The sequence below is a fragment of the Trichodesmium erythraeum IMS101 genome, assembly GCF_000014265.1.
Lineage (GTDB): Bacteria > Cyanobacteriota > Cyanobacteriia > Cyanobacteriales > Microcoleaceae > Trichodesmium > Trichodesmium erythraeum.
Genome location: NC_008312.1, coordinates 512,310 through 536,704, shown reverse-complemented (window position 1 = coordinate 536,704; position 24,395 = coordinate 512,310). Strand labels below are relative to the sequence as shown.

The following is a 24,395-nucleotide window of genomic DNA, read 5'->3' as shown; positions in this document are numbered from 1 at the left end:
CAACTTATGATCGACCTGGGGAATTATAGCACTTTTTAAATTGGTGAACTATATCGTCATAACTAAAACCTTGTAGGGAGGTTGCATTTAACCTCCTTATTGTGGTTTACCGATATGAAAAATGCTGTCAACCAGATGTAGTGATGGATCCTAGTGTAGGAGGATATGTGGTAGCAACAGTAGCCGGAGTTTTCTTTTGAGAAGATGGTCTGAAACTAATGGCAGCTAGAGGAAGGTTAATGCAGTCATTACCTCCAGAAGGAGAAATGGTAGCTGTGATAGCAACAGTAGCCAAGGTAAAAAAAAAATTAACAGCTAATGGGGATAAATTAGCGATCGCAGGGATAAATGAACCGAAAAGTGTGGTCATTTCTGGTGAGGTAACAGAAGTTAAGGAAATTGTCAGCGCTTTAGAATCAGAAAAAATTAAATTCAAAATATTAAATCCAAAATATTAAATCCAAAATATTAAATCCAAAATATTAAATCCAAAATATTAAATCCAAAATATTGCAGGTATCTCATGCATTTCATTCACCATTAATGGAACCAATTTGAGCCGAATGGAAAGCAGTCGCTAAGGAATTGAATTTATAATCAATAAAAAAATCCAGTCATATCCAGCGTCACCGGACGGGTAGCAAGGGCACGTAAGCCTTTGGCTATAATCTGGCATCATTTATGATCATCTATAATTACAGCATATTTTAGGTTTATGAGCTACGTCTCGCGGATAAGATCCTACACTACATAATTTTTATCAAATATAGCTGTACATCACTTGCCCGAAGTCAGTTGTATCTTTATTCAATATTGAAATTCAGTCAGGGATGAGTTTTGAATTTTGACTTGGAGGTTTTATGAAACTGTATTAGTCCTAAAAATATCCTCCTCCTACAACGCCAACAACATCTCCATCTCATTTGTCAACTCATCCAACCAACTCGCCGTAACCCCAATACCTCGAATTGAATTCAAAATTGCTCTCACTTCCGATGGTATCAAGACACTTACAAACGGATAACGCTTCACCCAAACCATGCTTTGCTTGATGTCCCAATAAAAATACCCCTGATTCGACTTGGGTAAAGATCTCCTAATTTCCTCAAAACTTTCACTACCAATTAAACTATTCTCAGGCATACTCATCATTACTTCTATTAATGGTTTCCCCATTGCTACAAACAACGTATTATTATCCAACCACCCATATCCCAAAAATGTACCAATACCAAGCATTTGCAATTCCGTCACCAACTGATCTCCTATCTGTTTTTCCTCAACCACCACACCTTTCTTTTGGCTCGCCATCTGATTTAACTTTTTCAATGTGGCTTCGGCAGTAGAGCGATCGCTAGTCTCAAAAACCATTGCCGCACCAACCCCAGTTGTTGCTAATATTCCCTTATTTGATGCTATCAAACCAAGGGCAAATTCTCCATCCATCCAACTAAACACCTCTCGATCTACATCAAAGCCTACTTCTTTAAAAGAATTTCTCACAATACCCAAAGCATCCTGCAAATCCTGATTTTCCTGTGCTTGGGTTACAAGCTGGGACCAACTTTGACTAACTCCAATGCCACTGAGCGATATCATTGTCTCCGCCGGAAAGCGTTGCAAAATTTTCTCCGATGCAGGTTTAGTTAACTCTAGAGGCAATGGAGAAACTAACTTAGTCACCGCTCGCAACCGCACACCTGCATCATCAACCCCTATTCCCATTACGACAGAATTTATTTGCTGGAATTGCTCTAAACCAGTACTAGAAGAACTTTGATCCTCTGGCAAATCATCTGTAAATTGTGTGATTAACTGAATATAGTTAGGAATAAAAATAGTAGCAATAGTATTTTCAAGCTCCGTATTTTGCTGTAAAGTTTCAGGAGCATTTTGACTCAGAGAAACACTCTTACCCTGAAAGGTGTCAATAGCACTTTCTACTACTGCTGGGATGGGAGCGATCGCCAAGTAATCTCCCAAAATTGCTACATTAAAAGTTTTCCTGCTCTCATCAGTAATTTCTCGAATAGTCACCCCTTGATATTTTCTCTTTATTACCCTATTTTCCCCTTCACCTTTGAACTTACTAACAAATCTTAAAGCTTCTAATTTATTTTTAATTCCTACTACCATCAAAAGATTTACAGGATCCATATCTTGTCCTTCCTCACCAGGTACAAAAGCTAACATTACTCCTCCCAACCAAGATTGAATATCCTTTTCCCAATTAATATTAGCCTCAGCTAAATTTTCTTGCTGAAATTCTGCATAATTTTGACTAATCAACTTTTTTGCTTCAGGAGTACCAAATTGTTGTAATTTAGTGATGGCTTTTTGATTAGGATGAAAAAAAGCAGCCATAATTGCTGATTCTGGCACAATTTGGCCACTGTTAAGGGGACTAGATACCTTAATTGCTATATTTTTAAAGTAAAGATATGTAGCAAAACTACCTGCTGCAATGACAGTGACACCAGTAATTAAAAATTTTAATTTTTTCATAGAGATTATTTTTGTTACATTAGACCTCTCTAAAAATACATACCAATCTAAAAATGCATACTAATTTTTAAATTGGAGCATAAGGGTTTGAGAACCTTGTATGGAGAAGCCTGTTTATTTTCTATGTGTTTATAGTACCATAAAAGTAGTTTGTTGACTGTCATTATGGGTATGGTTTAGTAAAATCAAAAATAAGATATTTCTTTCTTTATGTTTAAAAGTTATTTTATTTGATGTTTTTTCTAAAAAATATATCTTTTGAATATTTATAATATAGGGAATAATTTATCTATTGGGTATCTATATTATTTTACGATTAAAACCTCCTGATTTGTCTAAAATTAATATCATTAAAATACTATTCAAAGATGTAAAAAATATTTAAATGTAGATTATTTACTTATTTAATTACTTGCCAATAATTCTGATAAATATATTAGCTGGGTGTAATAGAAAAAATATTAATTTTTGTAAATAATATAATTAATTTATTGAGGCATTATGTGTATTTGTAATTTTAAAAAAATGGTTTATCAAAAATTAAATTATTACTAATAATTTTTTTTTAAAATACGTATATAAGCCTTTATTTTTAGGATTAATGAATATCTATTTAAGCAATATTTAACCCTAAAAATGTAGTTAAAGATGTTAAGTTTATTGCTAAACTTTAGAAAATATGACAAATTTTATTTTTAAAATCTGCAAAATATTATTGCAAAACAGGTTAAAAAAAATATTTGTATCTGATGGCATAATTAATAAAAAATACCTCAAAAAAAATAGTAATTTATTTGATTTTATCTCAAAAAATGAAATCCCTGCTGTTGCTTTATTTTTAGTGGCAAGCTAGATGATTCGATAAGAGTTTTTAGTAACCAGTGATGTGCAATTAAAAAGAAATATTTATGACATATATTTAGATTATTTCAAAAATTTATTATGCCAAATTCAGGTAAAAAACAATTTTTTTTGTTAGAAGGCTGAAAAATTATTGATTGTAATTTACAAGCTTTAGGATTCTTTTATTATCTGCTAAAAGCATAAAAAATGTCTAATTTTTTTATTTTTTTCGCCTATTTTAGCAAATAAAAAAACTTAAAATAAATTTTATTTGGTCTAATAAATCCAGGAATATTTTCTCTACTAATTTTCAATATCTTTAGGGTTAGCAACAAAAATTAAGGAGTATCAATTATTAGTAAAGCCTTTGGAAAAGGATGAGATGGAGGAAGCAATTAAGAAGCTGGCGGAATTAGTAGAAATGAAAGTAGAAGCTAAATTAGCTGCTCAAATAACTTCAGATTTTTTGCGTAATATTGGTAGTTTACCTCTGTTACGATGTAATTTTGATTTTCTATGGAAATCTACTATACAGGGAGAAGATAAAAGTTAATATTTAACTCTAACAACTTATGAAAAGTTTGATGGAATTTCGGGTACTTTTACAAAGCAAGTTAATGCAGTTTTTGATAATTTGAATAAAGAGAAAAAGTCAGTTACTAAAAAGATATTTTTAGAATTAGTTGAGCATGGGAAACAGTTACTTAATTTTTTCAAAGTAACATATATTCGCCGACGAGTAATTTTGTAAAAATTGTCTAATTAAGAATATAGTTTAGAGCTTTTATTGGAAGTTAGTGATAACTTAGGGAACCTAAATAATCGATTAATTACTAAATATAAGTTAGAGGCAGGAAGATTATTAGATATTATTCATAATAATTTAATTAGAAGTTAGAAAACTTTGGGGAATGGATAGAAGAATATTAAGAGGCTTTGCCGGTAGAAAGGAATATTTAAGCTAATGCTGCTGAGTGGAAAAAAAATAGAAAAAAATAGGGTTTGTTATTACGAGCAACTAATACCAATTTCATAAACTTAGGCTACATTACTTAATATTAATAAGATTATATGATTTCATTCTTGAGTATAATCTATAGCCATACTTAAGGAACTTAGTATAACTTTCCCCCTGGGAATAAAAAGGGGGGGGATTGACTTTTGACTGACTACAAGGGTTATTTTTTGGGTTTCGTCCCTCAAACCAACCTACAGGTATTTTAACTTTTGACTTTTTAATTTTAGCTTGCAGTTGTTCAATCAAAATCTAGTTTCATACTGAATAGACAACACAGCATTCTCATCGAAATTACTATTACCCCGGAGACGTATTTTATTATTAATTTGATAATCTAAAGACAACTCTGTTGCTTCAAGTATAGTAACAGATGCTCCCACTTTATCAGTCAGATCAATACCAACTTCTAGACCCCAACCCAAACTATTAGCACGTTCCGAGCCACTGTTAGGAATATTGGCAGGAAATATCCGAAATTCACTTAATCCTGTTCCTTCAATAATATCCTGTTCTATGTTAGTAAATAGAGCAGTACTCGCCACATTTGCTAATGCTAAACTTCTGCCCGCACTAAGAGTATTAACAATATTACCACCTAATAAACTAACTATTTGTGTCTCTGTTCGCTGTGGAGAACTTGTCAGCTCTAAGTTATCTTTTAACTCTGATAGCAGTCCTTTCGCTTTAGCTCTAATTTTTATTCTCTGACTACTACTCAATGTACCTAGAGATGGAGCATCTATGGTTTCAGCGGAAAATGCTGAATTCGATCTTGATAATGATGAGCCACTAGTTTCAAAGGCTGATGCTAACAATTGTATATCTAGCATAGGGTCAAATCTATTATTGGGATTAAATTCAGCTATATTTTTATAGCTGCGGTCTAAACGTAACTCTGTACTAAATAAATTAATTGTACCTCCTTCTAAATTAATTTTACCACTGGGACGAATATTCTTGAGAGTACCATTTATCAGTAAACCACCTGCCACTTGAAAATTAGCTATTCCTAGAAAAGACATCTCTAGGCGATCGCTCAACATCAACTGAAAATCATTCAAACCAACCTCAAATTCTCCCAAACCAGAGCTTACCCCATCTGTTTGCTTTTCTCCTACTGCTCCTTCTGCTAAACCTACTGCTTGATTCAAAAATATCTTACCTTTGGATACTTCTACATTACCACCAACAACAGGTTCCAAAGCTGTACCCGTAATTATTACCTCACCATCAATACCACCTTTAAAGACCTTTTTAAAATCTACATTAAGTTTTTTCAAGGTAATGGTAAGAGGGTTATTGATATCAGAGTCTTCCCTGCCCAATGATTCGCGAATAGGTAAGACACCAGTAACTTCAACCACACCATCACTAATATTTCCTTGAATTTTTTCAACTTCTATGCTATCGCCATTAAATGAAACTGTACCTTCTAAATCTGTTAAAGCTTCAGGAAATGCTGTTGCAGCTATACTAATATCTGTAAATTTAGCAGTACCCTCTACTCGTGGTTGTTTTAATGTTCCTTTAACCTCCAATGATATGTCTCCTTCACCCGAGTCTAAAACCACCTGGTCAGTCAAAATATTTACTATTTTGAAAGCATCATTTTTAACATTGACCCTGGCATTAATTAAATTGTTATCTGTAGAAACTTTAGCGAAAGGTAAATTAATAGGTACATCACCTTCATATAAAATAGGATCTCCAACTATAGAAAGATCCCCATTAAAACCCAGTCGCCCAGCTTTATAACTAAAATCAGTTTGTGCTTTTTCAATAGGTCGTTCATTTAGAGTTCCATCTACTATCTTAATTTTACCTTTAGCTCTGGGGTCTTGAAAATTTCCATTTAATTCTGTTTCTAAATTCAACTTTCCCGTAATATTAATATTACTATTTTGCAGTACATAACTCTGAGCAAACTTCTGTACTTCTGCCAAATCTATATTTTTTAACTGTAACTTCCCACTTTGATTTTTTGTATTCAAATCTCCATTAAAAGCCAAGGACGCTTCTCCTACTTGCACTTCTAGGGGTTTGACAGTCAGGACTTCATTTTCATACTTACCCTGTACAAGAAAATTATCTATTTTGTAAACTCCCCAACTCCAACCGCTACCTTTGATATCAAACTTCCCATCAACACCAGACTGCAAAGATCCTTCTGCCATTATTTCTCCAGACAAAGTAACATCAAGATCAGCAAGAGGTGGTATCTGTATGGGAGTTTTTGGTTCTTGACTTTCTTCCTGTTGTTTGAGCAAAACCTTAATTTCAGCAAGCCGACGCAACTGCATCATTACTGGTGTCTTTTCATAAAAACCCACTGCTGATGTTTGTAAGTCTGCCGCCTTAGCATAATTTGGAGTTGCCACTCCCCGTGCAATATCTTTTAACTCAAACCATTGGAGAGCAGTCAAAATATCTTGCACTTCTGCTTTTTCTATTTTGAGGTTAGCTGCAAAATAGGGGTCAAAAGTAGCACCCTGTGAATTAAGATCAACCATTCCCTGTAAGACATATCGACTGTTTCCTAATAACAATATGCCATCATTAATACTTGCTTTCCCTTGAGCATAATTTATATCTGCTCTAAAACTTTCAGCATCTATATAACCAATACCAGGTTTTGTCACCTCTAAATTTCCATCTGCTTTGATAGACTTAATATCAAACGTTCTCAAATTAGATACAGCTATTTTTGCCGATGCTTCTCCAGAAACTGCGCCAATATCAAACTGCTTTGCTGGTGCTATACCTAACAACTCCAAAGGAAATTTTGCTAATGTTATTAGAAAGTTTTCTCCTTCAGTAACACCAGCGAGTTTTGCCTGGTCTCGTTTCACTAAAAAAGCAGTGGGAAAATAAGTTTCATCTAACACCAACTCCAAAGAATCATTCTTACCAGCAATTTTAAAGTTTATCCCTTGAGTAATTCCTGCATTTAACTTTCCTGATAACTCAGAATCAAAATCTACCTTATTTACTGATAAATTTCTCAAAACTACATCACCAACTAAGTTTAAATCTGCAATAGATTTTCCAATAACTTTCCCATCAAAGCTAACTCTACCTGTTAATAATTCACCTTTTTTTTCTACAGGTAAACTTTCCATCAACTTTTTTATTGGCAAAGATGCTAAGTTAAAATCTGACAAACTGACATCAATATTAATTCCAGAAATAGTAGGAGATTTTTGTGCTGTAAAATCTACATCTACTAATCCATTAACATTAACTTCTGGGGGAATAGCAGCTTTTGTTATTTCTATTCTTTTCTGGTTCCAGCTAAACAAACCATTGAAGGATTTATCAATCACTGGTAACTCTGAAAGTGTTAATTTTGCTTGAGCTTGAATCGCTTCTGGATTTAAGTTTGCTAGACTTCCTGACAAATCAATTTTGCTATTAAATAACCCTCCAATTACAGGTAAATTTTCAGCTTGCCCTAATAATTTTTGAGCTTTTCTAATGGCAGCAACAGCAGATTTTGCCTGTTCATGTTTTTCTAAAGCAGCTGAAAATTGCTCTAAAGGAATTTGGTTTCCTACTACGGCAGCTTGCCATTCTTTACCTACTAATTCCCCAGTAATATTTATGGCTCCACCATCAGCAAAAATTAGTTTTCCTTCTGCAGAAGCAGCGATAGCTTCTGGGTTTAAATTATCTAAATTTCCTGCTAATTTAGCATTCGCAAAAACATTCCCATTTATTGTTTCTAAATAACGTAAATTTTCTGAGGAAACTACCTCTGTTTCCTTGGCTATTTTTTTGACAAAACTTAGAGGAATAGGATCAGCGATCGCTACTGCTTCAAAATTTCCTTGCTCTAATTTACCTGTAGCATTAATTGTATTATTTCCAATTATTAATTTTCCACTTCCATCAACAGCTATATCTTGAAGATTAACATTATTAATATTGGCAAAAACGCTAAATTTTCCCAATATTTCTCCTTCAATTCCTGGGGGTAAAGTTGCGCTAGGAGGAAGAGAAACTAAATCAGTTTTTCTGATTATTTTTTCTAAAGGGCGTAAACTAATTCTTGCTGTTTCTACATTTACTAAAAAGTTGCCCCCGTTAAGTTTTCCATCAAAATCAATATAATTATCATCAATAAATAGCTGACTTTTAGCCATTGCGCTTATTCTTTCTGAAGTAAAATTTGTCAAATTTCCAGAAAAATTAGCCTTTATATTGACTTGACTATTTAACGAATTAATAGTATTAACTTGACGAATTAAAGTTTTAATTTTATAAGTTTCGACTGGTATTAATCCAGATACTAAAACTGACTTTCCCAAATCTAAAAGTGGATTTACTCTTAATTTACTGCTATTAACTGAGGCTTGAAAATTTCCTTGACTTAATCTTCCTTGAGCGTTAATTATTCCTCCTGCAATCAAAACCTTGCCATATCCATCAATAGTCACTCCTTCTGGAGTCAAATTATTTATATTTCCAGATACTGTAGCTCTACCTTTAACTTGTCCGTCAGTATTTTTTTGTACAATATTGCTTTTAGGAGAAACTATTCTGGTTTCTTTCAATAAATCTTCTACAGCACTTAGAGCTATTTGATTTGTTTGAAATATAGTTTGGAAATTACCTCTTTTTAAATTACCTACAGCGTTAATTGTTCCTGTTTTAATCTTGAGATTTCCTGTGAAATCTCCAGTGATATTTTCTTGTAAAAATTCTGGAGAAAGGTTAGTCAAATTTCCCAATAAACTAACCTTACCACTTAACTTACCATTGATAGATTTTAATCGGGGAATATTTTTCTTAATCAGATTTAATTTTTCTTGGTCATTAATAATTCCTGAATTAACTGCAGACCAGCCTAAATCTAGTAAAGGATTAATTGGTAACTCTGCAGTATTAACTAACACTTTAAATCCACCATTATTAACTTTACCATTAGCATTAATTATGCCATTAGCAAGATTAAGATTGCCATTAATATTAGCCTTTACTCCTGCTAAACTTAAATTATTTAAATTCCCGGATAAAGTTACTTCACCATTAATTATCCCGTCGTTTTTACTAGAAAATATTGAATTAGGAGTTCTTAGAATATCTGAATTTATAGCAATTCTTTCTAAAGCACTTAAATTGATTTGACTCCCTATTCCTTTTCCTTGCCAATTACCATTATTAAGTTTACCATTCAGATTAATTTGACCACCAGCAATATTAACAATACCATTTCCATTGCCATTAATACTATTAATTGAAAATTTACTTGTCAGACCAGAAAAATTAGCTTTACCATTAAAAATACCTTCTAATCCTGATGGTAAACCTAAAGGTTGTAAAGACTTCTTATCTAAATTAACTTGGTTAACAGTGGCATTTAGTTGCCAGTTTTCCAAGTTAGCATTGCCATTAATATTAACGGTTCCGCCACCAATTTTAACAATAGTATTTTTAATATTTGCCTGACTATTAATAATATCAACAGCACCACTTAAAGGATAAACTGCTTTAGGTAGCCGCCATTGAACTTGCCCTTTAAGAGTTTCAAGAGGACCAGAAATTTTAACCTCCGTGGAAAATTCACCAATAGGAAGAGGTGAAGTAATGTTATATTGTTGAGCGATCGCTTCCACAGGTAAATTTTGTACCCGCAAGTCTAAGTCAACTGTTGGGTTAAACTTCGTTTCTGACTCTTGACTCTTTAGAGATACTTCTTGGAACCTTTCTACAGCCTGAGTGCCAACTTCTAGTTTTTTACTGCTCGCCTTGGGGGTAGCAATGGGGAGGTCTACTTCTAAAACAGCCCCTTTACCAGTTATTTTACCTCCCAACATAGGGTTAATTTGCAAACCGGAGAAACTAGCAGCCATATTAACAGGTCGAAAATCTTGGTTTAACTGAGAACTAACAGTAAACTTAGTAGCAATATTCTTAAACCTTAACCTATCAACCCTAGTAACTTCAGTAGTCTCAATTTTTCCTGATACCAATGGTTCGAGTAAACTTCCAGAAAACTTGATATCAGTTTTTACTCTCCCTGCTAACAAAGGCTTGATACTTTGAATTTGACCATTGATCTGCTGTAACTGTTGTTTAGTTTCCGCTGATGTAGTATTATTTGAGAGTAAATTAATCTCTCTTGTCGCAGTATTAAACAAAGTCTCAAAAGAAACAGGCAAAACAGTCCCCTGGAAATCAAGTTTAATATTCTCTAAATTTAAATCTCTTGTTGTTTCTACTGCACCTCTTAGTTTTAAGCCAATATTCCCGTAGTTCCCATCCAAATTTTCCACATTAACTTTTGGCCAAGAAATATTAGCAACCGTATTCAAGTTAACTTGGTTGCTGAGGATATCAGTGTTTGCCTTCAACCTCTGTAAGCTAACCCTTCCTCTCACATCTTGTACAATATCTGCAATATTATCAGTTATTTTAACCTGAGCGCGGAGGTTTGCATCTAACTCCCCACTTTCTATATTTAGAGTCGGAATATTTTCTAGTGCAGATGCTAAGGTTGCAAATATTGGCAGCTGCAGCTTTTGTGCTACCATATTAGCTTCAATTTCCCAGGTTTTGATATTAGCATCAGCGTTAACCTTAAAGTTACCACCATCTATAACCCTACCATTAAGACTCACTAACCAACGTTGTTGTTTATCTAAAGAGCGAACTTCGGTTTTACTTAAATCTAATAGAATTGGGGTAGAAGATTTTCCTTTTTCCGACGGCTGAATAGAAACATTTATTTTTGGGAAATTTACCTTTTTAATCTCAATATCTAATGGTGGATCAGGTAAGTCCCCTGCCAATTTTGGTATAGCAAATGAACCATCAATTTCTTGTTGTACATAAGCTTGAGATTCTCCAAATGTAATATCCAGTTTTAAGGTTTTGAATAAAATTGATCTAAGAGGAAATTTGACTTTGACTACTTCTGTGTAGGCACTAATTGAGTCCTTTGAGTTTGGAGGTAAGGACGAAGGACCAAACTCTATATAACCGAGACCAAACTTTTTCAGTTCCCCCACTTTAACTGGTCTTTGCATTAGTTTGCTTAGACTCTTACTGACCATTGGAGCTAGTTGTTTCTGTACAAACCAGGTTCCTACTATTCCTCCTGCTACCGAGACAGTACCTAATCCTATACCACTAATAATAATTATTCGTATCCATTTTCTGGAGGTGGAAACGTTGGTTTGGTCATTAAGTTTTTTTGGGGCGTTTGTCATTTTAGTTATTAGTTATCAGTTATCAGTTATCAGTACCTCCGGCTCCATTCCTATCGTTAATTAGGAACTTCTGAAAACTTTGTAGGAACTAACCCAAAACTTGAAGGGGAAGTAAGAGAGAAAGGAGAAAGAGTATAGTAGCTAGACAAAACTACTTAAGTCCTTAATCCAATACACTTTTTTTCCGGGAAAGATCTCTTTGAAATAAAAACATAACTTGCTTTTTTTGTCAAGTATGCTCTCAAGAAAGATATTGATAGCATAAAGCGAAAGTAGAAAGCTGGAAACCTAGAATTTTCTTTTTTTATCCTTTTAGAAGAGGAGACTTGAAACCTTATTTATTGTTCATAAGTAATACCCTAGACTCAAAAACTGTTTTACATTTTCTTGAGCTCCAAAAGATGGAGTTAGGTGAGGACATTCCATGGAAAAGAACTACAAAATAAGGACCCGTCTTAAAATAACCTATTGGGTTAATGGTAAACTGAGCACTGAAATTCTACCCTGTTCCTATTAATGGGGACTACTTAGAAACTCTATTAGTAAAATAGCGGGTTTTTTTTATTCTTTTAACTGTTTAGATCATAGCGGTTTTCATAGTCAGCTACATTAGGGACAAATAGCCATAAATATTTCTCAAGATATTTGCCTAGCATTCCCAAAGTCAAACGCTTCTACAAAGTTTTGGTTATGAGGTAAGCTCATCAAGATGAAAAGGGCTATCCTTTATCAAGGGATAACTGATAACCAATAATTGAAAAAACCCTATTTATGTAGCATTCACCTATCAGCTAATATAGACAAAATTAAGCTATCTTCAAGGTATGGAAAAGTTATGCGAATATTTGTTTTACTGTTTAATGCTAGAACTGAAAATGAGGGAATACATACAATTCAGATGGACAGTAGCCAGAAAGTATTGATGTTTGAATCTGAGGATGATGCGACTCGCTTCGGTGTATTACTAGAAGCTCAAGCATTTCCTACTCCCACAGTTGAAGAGTTTGACCAAGAGGAAATTATAGAATTCTGCAAGAGTGTGGACTATGATTGGGAGATTATACCATCAGGTAAGTTAGAAATTCCTCCAGAGCATAATGTAGAAAAAACTAATTGGCAAGAAGATGCAAATCAAGCTTCTGAAAACACTGAAGCAGACTTAGATAAAATTAGGCGTCAATTAGAAGGCCTTTTATAAGCCATTTCAGTTAGGAGTTATCGTCTTTATAAGTTATCAGTAATAGCAGATTTCGGACAAATAACCCATAGTTCAATTATTAAATTGAATCAAGATAAGTCCCAAGAATAGCTAGAGTCTTTCTAGTCATCTGAAGCCAGGATTTACCAGTGGACAATGTAAATAGATTCAGGGGTTCTCATCGTAGCTCAAATTTTTTTGCTCAAGAGAATTAATCAAAAGAACTAATTTCAGTTCATCCATCTCCATGAAAATATAGAATAATAAACCCTCAAGCTGCTGTGGGGCTATGAAAAATAAAGAGGTATGGCATAAATAACAAAACTATTGTGGGGCAGACCTCACCTACCTCATCTACCCCATAGCCAGCCATAGGTGCGGATCAAAGTATTTATTAGCTCAATTATTAGAATTTCCTCAATTAACACGATTTATACCCGAGTTTTAACACAATAATAGTTAAGAGATAAGATTTATGGAGACGCTAATATTTTTTTGTATAATTTGTCAAGGTTTGATATGAAAAATTTACAACAGCGAGGTCATTTGTTAACCGAACAGGTTAACCCAAATAGTCATAATCTCGACCAGTTAAGTTCTTTAGAATTAGTAGACTTGTTTAACCAAGAGGATAAGCAAACTTTGAAAGCGATCGCTTCATCCCGTTTACAACTAGCTCAGGCAGTAGACATGACTACTAAAGCTTTAAGTCAAGGTGGTAAATTGTTTTATGTGGGAGCAGGTACTAGTGGTCGTTTAGGCGTATTAGATGCCGCTGAATGTCCACCAACATTTTGCACGTCTCCAGAGTTGGTACAAGGAATTATTGCTGGAGGTGCAAATGCTTTACTTCGCAGTTCCGAAGATTTGGAGGATAGCTGGGAAGATGGTAATGAGGCGATCGCTTCGCACAATATCACAAATCTAGACGTAATAGTTGGCATCACTGCAGGTGGTACAACTCCTTATGTTCACGGTGCTTTAGAAGGAGCAAAACAAAGGGCAGCAAAAACAATTTTTATTACTTGTGTGCCTGTAGAACAATTTAGCATCAAGGTAGATGTAGATATTAGGTTGTTGGTTGGTCCGGAACTATTATCAGGTTCAACCCGTCTGAAGGCAGGAACAGTCACAAAAATGGCCTTAAATATCTTATCCACCGGAGTAATGGTGAGGTTAGGAAAAGTTTATGGTAATCGCATGATTGATGTAGCTATAAAAAATAGTAAGTTACGGGATCGGGCCTTACGAATTATTGAAGACTTAACCGAGTTAAGTCGGGATGAAGCAGAGGAATTATTGAATAAAAGTGGTGATTCAGTTAAGTTAGCACTTTTGATGCACTGGAGTAACTTAAAAAAAGAAGAAGGGGATAGGGTTTTATCTGAGTATCAAGGTAATCTTAGAGCAGCCATGAAAAACGTAAGTTTTTCTACTGAGTAGACTACAAAGTGGGGAAATTCTATGTAATGTCTTAGAGGGGGTGATCATTTTTGAAAAGTTCCCGACAGAAAAACTACTATATATTAGTTTCCATAGTATTTGTGGGCGGATTCTGAGGGCTGATAGTTGGCAGTAAGAATTGACAACTGATGAGAGAAATAACTTCTAATACTCAGCCTAGAAAATTCATTTATGCGGGAATGAAAAAGCTACAAAACTTCAGCCAAAAATCAATCCTCAAGGATTGAAATCCCTAAGTTTATGGCTTCAACCATATCAAAGATGACTCTGTTTATAGAATTCCCCATATTATTTCAAGCTAGATTAACTAAGAACTGATATCTCAGACAACTCCCCTTACCGATAATAAACTTGGACATATTTCAATATGCCACGAGCGATCGCCTGTGCCATACGACTCCGTTGGCCAGGATCAGCAAGTATCCGAGAATCATAATTACCAGTGACAAAACCTACCTCTACCAAGGCAGCAGGCATCTTAGTATGTCTTAGCACATGAAAACGAGCTCGCTTCACACCACGATTATTCATCGTCGGAAAAGCTTCCAACATACTATTCTGAATATACTGTGCTAGAACCTGCCCACTTTGATAATAAAAAGTTTCTAAACCATTCACATCAGGACGACTCATACTAATAGCATTAGCATGAATACTCACAAATAAATCTGCTCCAACCCTATTAGCCAACTCTGAGCGTGGTGGTAAATCCAAATCCCGGTCTGTCTTACGAGTCATAACCACCTGTATATTATTCTGCTCCAGGATTTGAGCTACTTCCAATGACATCGGTAATACAATATCCTTCTCCCGCATACCACCAAAACCTACTCCACCAAAATCCATTGGTCCCCCATGTCCAGGGTCTATCACTATCATTACTCGTCCATCACTTTGAGGTAATTGATTTTGCAAAGGAAAACGACGATCATTATTTAATGAGCGTTGATTATTGCGACGAGGCCAAGTAAAAGGCCAGCGTCTCGGACGCAAATTTTCAGGAGAATTCCGAGGTAATCTATTCTGAGGTAGTGAATTTTCCCCCAATGAATTTGGAGATGACGAATTATATCTCCTTGGGAATAGTGAAGGTTTTGAACTAGAAGATGGCTCTATAGAGTTGGGTCTCCAACCTGGAGGCGCAGTTCCAATATTACCCCAACCCATAAGTAAAGATAACTGTTGAGTCGTAACCTGAGTGACTTCTGCAATTTTAACATTAGTAGCAGGCTTGACCAGAATTGTAACTGTTTCTGGATCTTCTTGACGTATTTTTGCCCAAATTAAAGGGCTACCAACTTCTCTTTTTGGTAACCTAAATCGGTCATCTATCTTAGCATTATATATAGTAATTCCATAGGCACCTGTTTCAGAATCCCAACCACTAGTATAGTTAATAGGCTTATCTGCAGTAACCACTAACTCAGTACCATTTTTTAATTCCACTGACTTAAGGAAAACAAAACCAGTAGCTTCATTAATTGTAGGTTGTACTTCTCCTTCAGGCCATACTGCTATTCCACCTGCATAAGCACGAGCTTGCCATTGAGTCCTTTTATCTGGCAAACTTAGTGTAAGACGAACTACTGCTGGTGAAGTCGAAAGTTGAGTTAGTTGAGTAATTGTTAATCCTGATTCATTAAATCTTTGACTGGGCTTGAGACCCTTGGCAGTCAGAGTAGAATTGAGGACATCAATGGTCATCCAGGTACGATCAACACTCTTCTTTAGTTCAATTTCTGGTAATCTACCACTTGTTTTGAGAACTACTCCCTCTTTTTTGATTTGGACATCTTCTACAAGAGTTGGTGTACCAGTAGTTGTAACTTGATTTACCAGAGGAGAGTTAGTAGGTCTTGTTCTATTTTGATTACTTGATCTTTCTTTCTTCAGAAAAGGCAGAGGAGGACTTAGGAGTAGTGGGGGTGAAGGCTGTTGTAGAGTTTGAGGAGGTGGGGGTGAAGACTGAGGCGCAAAATTAATATCTGTATTTGTAGTAGAGGTAATTTGTTGAGGACTTGGTATTTGTACAGTCCACTCACTAGGAGAAATACCCCGAAATTGTACTTGCTTTGGGTCAATGGTATAGCCATTGTTTAATTCCACCACTATCCGAGCTGTTTGAGAATCAAATTGTTCTACTCTTATTGCTTTGATAGCTCGACCTATAGCTTGAGAAGGTCTTACACTACCTAAAGTTGTTCCTGGCAGGTCTATTATTAACCGAGTTGGATTAGTTGCTAATTGGGCCTTTGGTTGAACCCCACCTTCTGTAGTAAAGGACAGTTCGTTCTGATTAACTTTAAATTGCCAAGATTCTAGAGTTGCAGCTTCTGAGGGACTGCCTAAGACAAAAATGCTGAGTATACTTGGCAGCAGCCATTGTAGCATAAGGGTTGTTCGCATTTGGGTATTTTTGATAAATATCAAACGATTTCCAGAATATATATTTTTCATCTTATGACTTAATTTTATACACAAATTATGCTACCGGACATGATATAATTTATTAGTTACTTAAACGGGTATAACATAATATTATAATTAGTGCGGTGAGTTGTAAAATCAGGTGTCCATTTAAAAAGACTCAAAGTATTGATTATTAATACTTTTGAGATTAAATTTTTAATTCTTGGCTTTCTGAGAATGGTGACACTAAATATTTCTTTCCTTTAAAATCATTAAGGGACTGTATATGGCAATTTCGGACAATTTAGTCTTAATATAAAGCTTTAACAAGTCTCAATTCTTGAGGTGTTTACTCAATTAATAATATCTGTGAGTAAGGTTATCTAACTTGAAGCTAAATATTTGTTTTTCAACTTTTGTTAGAACAATAACTAAATTTTTAATGACTGATTGAATATTTGCTGCTACTGTATAAACTCCACTTTTATCTGTATTTGGCAAAATTACCAAAAAAATTGCTTCTTAACCATCACCCATAAATTTTTTATTTTCTATTTGTTTTTTTTAAACACATATGTTAAATAATTGATATATTATTGGCATGCGGGCAGTCCGAAGAAAAAAAACAGACCTGGAAGGAAATGTAATATCCAAGACCAAAAACACTAGGCACAAGACTTAAGTAAACCATCCCTTGAGCTTTGACTGGCAAAAACTCCCCGCGCCTCACAGCCAGAGATTATCTCCATTTTCTCGTATTTATAATGTCTTTGTTTGATAAATTAGTTTGATAAATCACTATTTGTCAATATTTACAAAGACCACAAATATCAATAAAAAAAGAAAGCTAAACTTTTTTAAGACTAGGAAGTAATTTATCTATTTGAAGACGAATCATTCAAAAGATATCTTATATTTTAATAATTTAAATATTGAGTCATTTAAAATTAGATAGCATCGGTCTAATTAAACTATAACTTTCAGCAACATACATACTGGGTTATAGCCTTGATAAGAAACTACTGTTTTAAAAGAACTTGAAAATATTTAAACAAAACTTTTTCTAGCTCCTTAAGAATAGCAAATAGACTTGTCGCTAAATAAAACCTGGAAACTGGAAAGTGGAAAAACAAAATTATTAAATCCTCGGCTACATCCATTAACTTATGCTGCCATTAAATATAAATTCTATAGTTATACAGCAGTTAAAATCAGGCAATCATTTAAACCTTTTAGCTTATTTCTAATTATTCCTATTGTTGCATTGTCTCTTTTTACTCCTGATATTTTGTGTTCATACAGCAAGGAGAACGCTACTTTTTTTCTGTTTGATTATTTCTGTTTATTTGTTAATTCTTTCTTTCTTTCTTTCTTGGCTTTTTGTGGGTATTTTGATGTTAACAAATTCTTTTTGTAATCCCTAAAGACCTGATTCCAGATGAATTTTCACTTTATATATCACAAAGTCTACAAGTTTTTCTTAATCTAGTTGCTGTTGATCATGTACCTTACCCTCTCGTCATTTTGAAGGCACTAAAACTCTCTTGTTCTTATTTGTCATAATTAAGTGTTTACAAGTATGAGGCTTTTTTTTACCTGAGTAATTATTTTTCTGCTTCTGTTGCTATTTTGGGTGTTGAATTAGACGTTCTATACCATCAATTATTACTTCTAAGGCTGAAGGAAATTTCCTCATAAATTCTCCAACGCTTTCCCATTTAAGTTCTATTTGGGCCTTTTTTTGACCTAAGGACTTCTCCAGTATTATTTGTAGTATTAACATCCAAGGGTGTGCTCGACTGGGATGCAAGTCAAATAATACCTCCAGCAAATCAAAGGTAGAATAGCATTAAAAATAGAGCAAAATAAAAAATAGCAGCTCTTTGGCTTCTCGCAGTTTGGCAAATAACTTTCTCCTTTGTCTCAAAGTCTAGGCTTTTGGGTAGTGGCGATCGCTTCCAAGTCAAGCTGGACAGAAAAAGCTTCCAACAATTCATCAAATGCCCTACGGTTTAGTCCCGTTAATGCCTTTAACAGTCTATCTTCTTTGAACACTCAATTGATGTCCAGCATTTTCTTATTTGATCTTTTAAATATATATAACAACTATTACTTTAACTTATGAAGCAACAAATCTAATGAATGATTTGCTATAGGTTCATTAATTAGAGGCCATAAACGCTCTGCCAGTTTTAAATAAAAGTGAGTAGACTGGAAAATACTCCCAAGTGCTAGGCCAAAGAAATCTTTAATTCAGAACTTGTATGATATTGAGCTTTATCAATGGTTAAGATAATATCTTTTTAACCAATACTTTTAGATATTATAGTCTTCAAAAGCAATAAAATTATCAATACTTATATTTTTCATATCCTATTCAAATGCACGCAGAAAAGGTAGTATCCCAAACATTTCGTCGAGTTCGTCCACGATATCGTCCAGTAAAAAAACGGCCAGTTAAAGTTCGTCGGCGAGTTAAAACCAAAAATATACAGTTAATATTATTACAGTTAAAATATAAAAATATATTTATTTTAGTTGCTTTATTAATGACAGTGAGCTGGATTATTACCTTACCTTTTAGAGGTCGGCCAGCTTCAGAGAAACCTTTACCTACTCCTGCATCTTCTGTATCACCTACCCTAATACCACCCTATGTACCCCCAGTTCCTGAAGAAACTCCAAAAGATTTAGGATTTGCCTATAATGTTCGTAGACAAACATACAAACGTAATAGCCCGCAGTTACAAGAAATAGTTGATGAATTACTCAGTATTGCTAAAGAAAAAGGGCTGCCTACAGCGCCTCTATCTATTAGTTTAATTGATGTTAGTAACCCAGATCTTCACACATATGCTGGATATAAAAATCAAGTTTTAAGATACCCTGCTAGTGTAGCCAAATTATTTTGGATGGCTGCATTTTATGGAGCAGTTGAACAAAGTTTAATTGATAATGAACCGAAGTTTTATGAAGATTTAAGATTAATGATGCAGAAATCTCATAATGATTCTGCTAGTAGAATTTTAGATGCAATTACTGATACAAAATCAGGGGTTAAATTGGAAGGCAAAAAGTTAAATACTTGGTTAGAAAAAAGAAAATCAGTCAATGAATTTTTTCAAAAAGCTGGTTACCAAGATTTAATAGTTAGTACAAAAAACTATCCAAGATATTCTCCTAGTCAAACAGGTCCAGTAGGTCGCGATCGCCAACTACGAAAGCAAGATGGTAAGTTTCTCCGAAATTTGATTTCAACTGACCAGGCTACCAGATTAATATATGAAATATACACTAGGCAGGCAGTTTCACGAAAGTATAGTACGAGAATGGCTTATTTATTAACGAGAGATTTAAGACCCCAAGTATGGCAGAATGATCCCTACAATGGAGTCAAAGGTTTTCTGGGAGAGTCTCTGCCTGCTAATATTTATTTCGGTTCTAAAGTTGGTTTGACTTCTAAAGATCGTATGGATGTCGCCTTTGTCAGAACTTTAGATAATCAAGCTATTTATATTTTAGCAATTTTTGCAGAAGATGCTGCTTATTCTAATGATGAAGAAATATTTCCTAAATTGTCTCGTCATGTTTATGATCGCATGATGGCAATGGATAGCAAATAAATTGGATGGTCATTAGAGTTGTTTGGAAATAAGCCCAATAACTCTAATAAGTTAATAACTTGTAGCTGGTAGCTAATAGCTGACCGCTGAATGGTTACTTTAATTGTAAACATATTTTCTCAATGCTTTAGCCAAAACATCATTATTTTCTCGCAGACCTTCATAGAAAAATAACACTTCTCCATTAATACCTACAGAACGGTTATAAGCGATCGCTTCTAACAAATAATCCATACTAATACGATAAGAACCAATTTTAATTAAAATTCCCGGAAATATCTTATTTAAATGAGTAGCAATAAATTGCTGTTTTACCAACTGTTCTACAAGAGACTTATAACTAGAAAAGTCACGACGATAAAGTTGAGGATGAACAATATCAACAACTTCCCTATTTATCCAAGTGGGATAGTCTTGTAGATATTCATTGAAACCCCACTTATAAAAACTGGGTGCCATTGAGACCAAAATATTAGGTTTAACTGCTTTCACTTTTCCGTATAAACGAGCTAAAAAATCTGTCAGAATATTCGCCCGCCATTGTAACCACTTATGATCTTTATTATTTTGGGGTGGATGACAAGAAAATTGTTGGCGATAACGCCCTACTGTTTTTGCATCATAACCGCCCTCAGAAGGAAAGGCCGGCATTCTATCATCTCCCTGAATACCATCAATATCATAATTTCTCACAACTTCCAAAACCAAATCAATCAAAAAATTTTGCACCTCTTCATCTAAAGCATTCATCCACTCAAAACCATTTTTCACTAGTAAATTACCTTTACGCTCACGAGCTATCCATTCCGGTTTTTTGCTCAGGATCAACCCTCCATTTTGTTTATAAGAACTAACAAACCCATATTCAAACCAGGGAATAACCTTGAGACCCACTCGTTGTGCTTCTATGATGACTTCTGCGAGAGGGTCGCGACCTTTGTATAAGGGGTCTATTTCTTGTCCGAAAGTTGTTTCCATCAGTTGACTAGGATAGAGAGTAAATGCTTTATTCCAGACAACAGGAAATATAACATTAAATCCTGTGTCAACAAGAAAATTCATTGCTTCAGCAATTTTGTCTCTAGAATGGAGAATTTTGCTATCAACATTTGTCAGCCAAATACCACGTAATTCCATAATTATGTCAGATAAATTTATGAGTTTGATTTTGAAAAGCTTTCAATTATCAGCATCAGGACTTATGTATGTTAGAATAGTTAAGCTATCAGCCACGGACTGCAAGGCTTACACAGATGAAACACAAATGCTGTCTCTATGGGTTCGTAAGTCAAGCACGCAATAAGGATAAAATATGATTCACAATATTGGTTAGGAGTATTGCAGTAAAAGGTTTTTCTGCAAAAAACTTTTCTGCAATAAATTCTCATTTCTAAGCATTTTAATCTTATACCAATTCCCAACAACTCTAATGAATTATTTAGGTAGCACTTCAGTTATTAAGTAATTAACATAGCCATTCTTTTTCCTTCTTGCACGCTCAACCCTCTAGAGTGGTGTTAATTTTATCAATGTTCTACAGACATTGTCTGCAATGTCCCTACTGTATAAACGTTGTATGGAAACTCCTTAACCTTTTATGGTTGGGGTTAGGGTTAGGTTCCCGGCTGTTGATACAGCTAGAAAAGTTTTTGATAAATTGGTATTAGGGTAGATATTTCTCCAAGTTTTACCAAAAAATTTGGTTTAAAGCAGGACACGCCCATCGGACGACTTTTTGATTCTTTTTTTGAATCTAATATATATGTTATTATTATATTAATTAGTCGCGGTCGGGAAGTTTCAGAAAAAAAAGGACGCACCAAGCACAGGTTTTGGCTACCGTTAAGTTTCGCGCTGGCGATAATAAATTCACCAGCTTGTCAAATATTAACCTGCATCAGAGCTATGGCTCGCAAGAACTCCCCATCTAACAAAAGGGGAGGATGTTAAATAATTTCTACTAATAGACATAATCAATAGATAAGCATCAACTAGCTTATAGATTTATATACTAACTCCAAGCTCTTCCAAATAGTTAAGTTGAGGGGTTCTTGAAATTTTGTTACATAGGGTAAATTGTTAGCCCAACTTACTGATAATTAGTTATCAGGATTTAAATAAGCTATAAAATATAGCTAGTACTATACCTAGTCAATAGTGATTAAAATAGCTAATTATTTGAAATGAAAAATAAAAAAAAATTAAGTTTTGTCTAAGTTTGTAATACTAATTACCTACAGTCAGACTACATATAACTTGATATTTTGGCTTTCAAGTTTGGTAGATTACTTTTACAAGTGAAGTTTTAAGTTTATGAAACAGGTATATAATAGTGAAAAGTTTGTAGTTTTATAAAAAAGTGCTAGGACATTTTAAAAGTTGAAATTCTTTACAACTAATATTTATGACTTGAGCATATAGCTGATAGCTTTTAAGGATATAGCTATAGTTAATAATTACTTTTTACTTAATTATTCTTAACGTAAATTTTCATCCATTCATTTTAAGGTATTCAAATAGGCAATTAATTTCTCAGTTTCTGTAGGAATTTATACGGCCAATTATATAGTTTGGTATCAGTAAGGATATTTAGCATGAATTTAAACCTGGCAACTCAATTGCGTGAAGGAACTAAAAAAGCTCATACAAACGCAGAAAATGTAAGTTTTGTCAAGTGTTTTTTAAAAGGAGTTGTAGAAAAGACTTCCTACCGAAATTTAGTTAAGAATTTTTACTTCGTTTATTCCGCAATGGAAGAAGAAATTCAACGTCACCGAGAACATCCAGTCATTTCCAAAATTAACTTTCCAGAACTAAACCGTAAGCAAAGTTTAGAGCAAGACTTAAAGTTCTATTATGGTAATGGTTGGCGGGAGCAAGTGGCTCCCTCCCCTGCAGGTAAAGCTTATGTACAGAGAATTAGAGACATATCAGAAAAACAACCAGAATTATTAGTAGCTCACTCCTATACTCGTTACTTGGGAGATTTGTCTGGTGGTCAAATTCTTAAGAAAATTGCTCAGAGAGGCATGAATTTAACTGATGGAGAAGGTACTGCTTTCTATGAATTCCCAGATATTCTGGATGAGAAGGCATTTAAGAATAACTATCGTCAGGCCATGAATGATTTACCTATCGATCAGGCAACAGCAAGTAGAATAGTAGATGAAGCAAATGCTGCTTTTGGTATGAATATGAAAATGTTCAATGAATTAGAGGGTAATTTAATTAAGGCTATTGGTACCTTATTATTTAATACTTTAACAAGAAAGCGCACGGCTGGCAGTACAGAATTGGCTACTGCTGCTGAATAAATAATGCTCAATTAGGCTTGGCTAAAAAAGTTGAAGAGTGAGGGCCTTAAATAAGTTTAAGGACAATAAGCAATAAGCTTTTCAGTATTTAAATGATATATTCAATTCTTGTCAAAAGTAATGAGTTAGAGTTAACAGGCAAAGAGGAATATAAAATATAGATAGACGAAAGCTTATTTGCAATATGTTAATTTTTCTTTTTCGGCCTCAGGTCAGGGAAAATTATAACTAGCATGAATATTAATTTGATAAATTTTTGTTTTGGCACTTTTCTCAAGGTAAGCCATCACTTAAACTGATGGATTATCAGGATTATGTATTAGAGTTGTTTGGTGTGGGAAAATTTCAAATGCTCAAAAGCTTACTATAATAAAATTTTCATAATTTTCATTTTCAAGCATCATGCTTAAAACTAGACTTGTTTTTGATTTTAGCCATTTTTTTGGCTCAATTCCTAACCACTCTATTTATTTAGCCAGCCCTAATTAATTAATATTTACTATCTCACGAAAGACTAGAGTGTTAATTTGTCTTTGAAATATTGTTTTAAATATTGGGGGTTTGATGAGTGAGGTTACACTCACCAAATCTATTTATTTAGCCAGCCCTAATTAATTAATATTTACTATCTCACGAAAGACTAGAGTGTTAATTTGTCTTTGAAATATTGTTTTAAATATTGGGGGTTTGATGAGTGAGGTTACACTCACCAAATCTCCAGAATTTTGTTTGAAGAGAATAAGCGCTAACTACTGAAATAAAATAATTGGACAAAAGTTGACCAGTTGTACATTTTTTGTAGGTATTGGT

General features: G+C 34.1%; 12 protein-coding genes and 1 pseudogene. 7 read left to right on the top strand and 6 right to left on the bottom strand.

Translation table 11 applies throughout. The annotated features are described in order from the left end of the window. Nucleotides 1-239 precede the first annotated feature (239 nt). Nucleotides 240-458 carry a hypothetical protein gene (locus TERY_RS34355; protein WP_196797195.1) on the top strand — a complete coding sequence of 73 codons (219 nt, stop codon included), beginning with the start codon at nucleotides 240-242 and terminating at the stop codon, nucleotides 456-458. A 436-nt stretch (nucleotides 459-894) separates the two neighbouring features. Here TERY_RS34355 and TERY_RS01590 read toward each other — a convergent pair whose 3' ends face one another. Then, nucleotides 895-2,505 (bottom strand): DUF3352 domain-containing protein, encoded by a 1,611-nt coding sequence (locus TERY_RS01590; RefSeq protein WP_011610212.1) that lies wholly within the window; start codon nucleotides 2,503-2,505, stop codon nucleotides 895-897. 679 nt (nucleotides 2,506-3,184) lie between these two features. On the opposite strand from TERY_RS01590, the gene TERY_RS32040 reads away from it, so the two are divergent. Together TERY_RS32040 and TERY_RS35960 are read left to right on the top strand one after the other, a co-directional pair. Then, on the top strand, nucleotides 3,185-3,358 hold the full coding sequence (locus TERY_RS32040) for a hypothetical protein (RefSeq protein WP_155994225.1): 174 nt from the start codon (nucleotides 3,185-3,187) through the stop codon (nucleotides 3,356-3,358). A gap of 372 nt (nucleotides 3,359-3,730) precedes the next feature. Next, nucleotides 3,731-4,099: pseudogene (locus tag TERY_RS35960) on the top strand (hypothetical protein). A 509-nt stretch (nucleotides 4,100-4,608) separates the two neighbouring features. Here the strand turns inward: TERY_RS35960 and TERY_RS01580 are convergent. Then, nucleotides 4,609-11,577: a translocation/assembly module TamB domain-containing protein gene (locus tag TERY_RS01580; protein WP_011610211.1), complete on the bottom strand. Its 6,969-nt coding sequence runs from the start codon at nucleotides 11,575-11,577 to the stop codon at nucleotides 4,609-4,611. A gap of 835 nt (nucleotides 11,578-12,412) precedes the next feature. Between TERY_RS01580 and TERY_RS01575 the strand changes: the two genes are divergently transcribed. Next, entirely contained in the window at nucleotides 12,413-12,775 is a 363-nt protein-coding gene (locus TERY_RS01575) for a DUF3110 domain-containing protein (protein WP_011610210.1), read from the top strand. 519 nt (nucleotides 12,776-13,294) lie between these two features. After that, the gene (gene murQ / locus TERY_RS01570) at nucleotides 13,295-14,218 is read left to right on the top strand and encodes an N-acetylmuramic acid 6-phosphate etherase (RefSeq protein ID WP_011610209.1); all 924 of its coding nucleotides are present in this window, start codon (nucleotides 13,295-13,297) and stop codon (nucleotides 14,216-14,218) included. Nucleotides 14,219-14,575: 357 nt separating this feature from the next. On the opposite strand, the gene TERY_RS01565 is transcribed toward murQ, so the two are convergent. The 3 genes from TERY_RS01565 to TERY_RS35955 all read right to left on the bottom strand — a co-directional run bounded on the left by TERY_RS01565 (nucleotide 14,576) and on the right by TERY_RS35955 (nucleotide 18,703). Next, on the bottom strand, nucleotides 14,576-16,645 hold the full coding sequence (locus TERY_RS01565) for an N-acetylmuramoyl-L-alanine amidase (protein WP_155994223.1): 2,070 nt from the start codon (nucleotides 16,643-16,645) through the stop codon (nucleotides 14,576-14,578). A 1,627-nt stretch (nucleotides 16,646-18,272) separates the two neighbouring features. Continuing rightward, the gene (locus tag TERY_RS32030; RefSeq protein WP_155994222.1) at nucleotides 18,273-18,431 is read right to left on the bottom strand and encodes a hypothetical protein; all 159 of its coding nucleotides are present in this window, start codon (nucleotides 18,429-18,431) and stop codon (nucleotides 18,273-18,275) included. 140 nt (nucleotides 18,432-18,571) lie between these two features. Then, a complete protein-coding gene (locus tag TERY_RS35955; RefSeq protein ID WP_370496416.1) occupies nucleotides 18,572-18,703 on the bottom strand; it encodes a hypothetical protein in 132 nt (43 codons plus the stop codon). Nucleotides 18,704-19,029: 326 nt separating this feature from the next. Between TERY_RS35955 and TERY_RS01555 the strand changes: the two genes are divergently transcribed. After that, nucleotides 19,030-20,271: a serine hydrolase gene (locus tag TERY_RS01555; RefSeq protein ID WP_011610207.1), complete on the top strand. Its 1,242-nt coding sequence runs from the start codon at nucleotides 19,030-19,032 to the stop codon at nucleotides 20,269-20,271. A 99-nt stretch (nucleotides 20,272-20,370) separates the two neighbouring features. Here TERY_RS01555 and TERY_RS01550 read toward each other — a convergent pair whose 3' ends face one another. Beyond that, nucleotides 20,371-21,408 (bottom strand): family 10 glycosylhydrolase, encoded by a 1,038-nt coding sequence (locus tag TERY_RS01550; RefSeq protein ID WP_011610206.1) that lies wholly within the window; start codon nucleotides 21,406-21,408, stop codon nucleotides 20,371-20,373. Nucleotides 21,409-22,865: 1,457 nt separating this feature from the next. Here TERY_RS01550 and TERY_RS01545 point away from each other — a divergent pair. Continuing rightward, entirely contained in the window at nucleotides 22,866-23,585 is a 720-nt protein-coding gene (locus TERY_RS01545; protein ID WP_011610205.1) for a biliverdin-producing heme oxygenase, read from the top strand. The last annotated feature ends 810 nt before the right edge of the window (nucleotides 23,586-24,395 follow it).

What these genes read in the sequence shown, in the direction of transcription:
- TERY_RS34355 (WP_196797195.1), top strand. Translation starts at nt 240, where the DNA reads ATGCAGTCATTACCTCCAGAAGGAGAAATGGTAGCTGTGATAGCAACA.
- TERY_RS01580 (WP_011610211.1), bottom strand. Translation starts at nt 11,577, where the DNA reads ATGACAAACGCCCCAAAAAAACTTAATGACCAAACCAACGTTTCCACC.
- TERY_RS32040 (WP_155994225.1), top strand. Translation starts at nt 3,185, where the DNA reads ATGACAAATTTTATTTTTAAAATCTGCAAAATATTATTGCAAAACAGG.
- TERY_RS01575 (WP_011610210.1), top strand. Translation starts at nt 12,413, where the DNA reads ATGCGAATATTTGTTTTACTGTTTAATGCTAGAACTGAAAATGAGGGA.
- TERY_RS01565 (WP_155994223.1), bottom strand. Translation starts at nt 16,645, where the DNA reads ATGCGAACAACCCTTATGCTACAATGGCTGCTGCCAAGTATACTCAGC.
- TERY_RS01550 (WP_011610206.1), bottom strand. Translation starts at nt 21,408, where the DNA reads ATGGAATTACGTGGTATTTGGCTGACAAATGTTGATAGCAAAATTCTC.
- murQ (WP_011610209.1), top strand. Translation starts at nt 13,295, where the DNA reads ATGAAAAATTTACAACAGCGAGGTCATTTGTTAACCGAACAGGTTAAC.
- TERY_RS01555 (WP_011610207.1), top strand. Translation starts at nt 19,030, where the DNA reads ATGCACGCAGAAAAGGTAGTATCCCAAACATTTCGTCGAGTTCGTCCA.
- TERY_RS32030 (WP_155994222.1), bottom strand. Translation starts at nt 18,431, where the DNA reads ATGTTAATACTACAAATAATACTGGAGAAGTCCTTAGGTCAAAAAAAG.
- TERY_RS01590 (WP_011610212.1), bottom strand. Translation starts at nt 2,505, where the DNA reads ATGAAAAAATTAAAATTTTTAATTACTGGTGTCACTGTCATTGCAGCA.
- TERY_RS01545 (WP_011610205.1), top strand. Translation starts at nt 22,866, where the DNA reads ATGAATTTAAACCTGGCAACTCAATTGCGTGAAGGAACTAAAAAAGCT.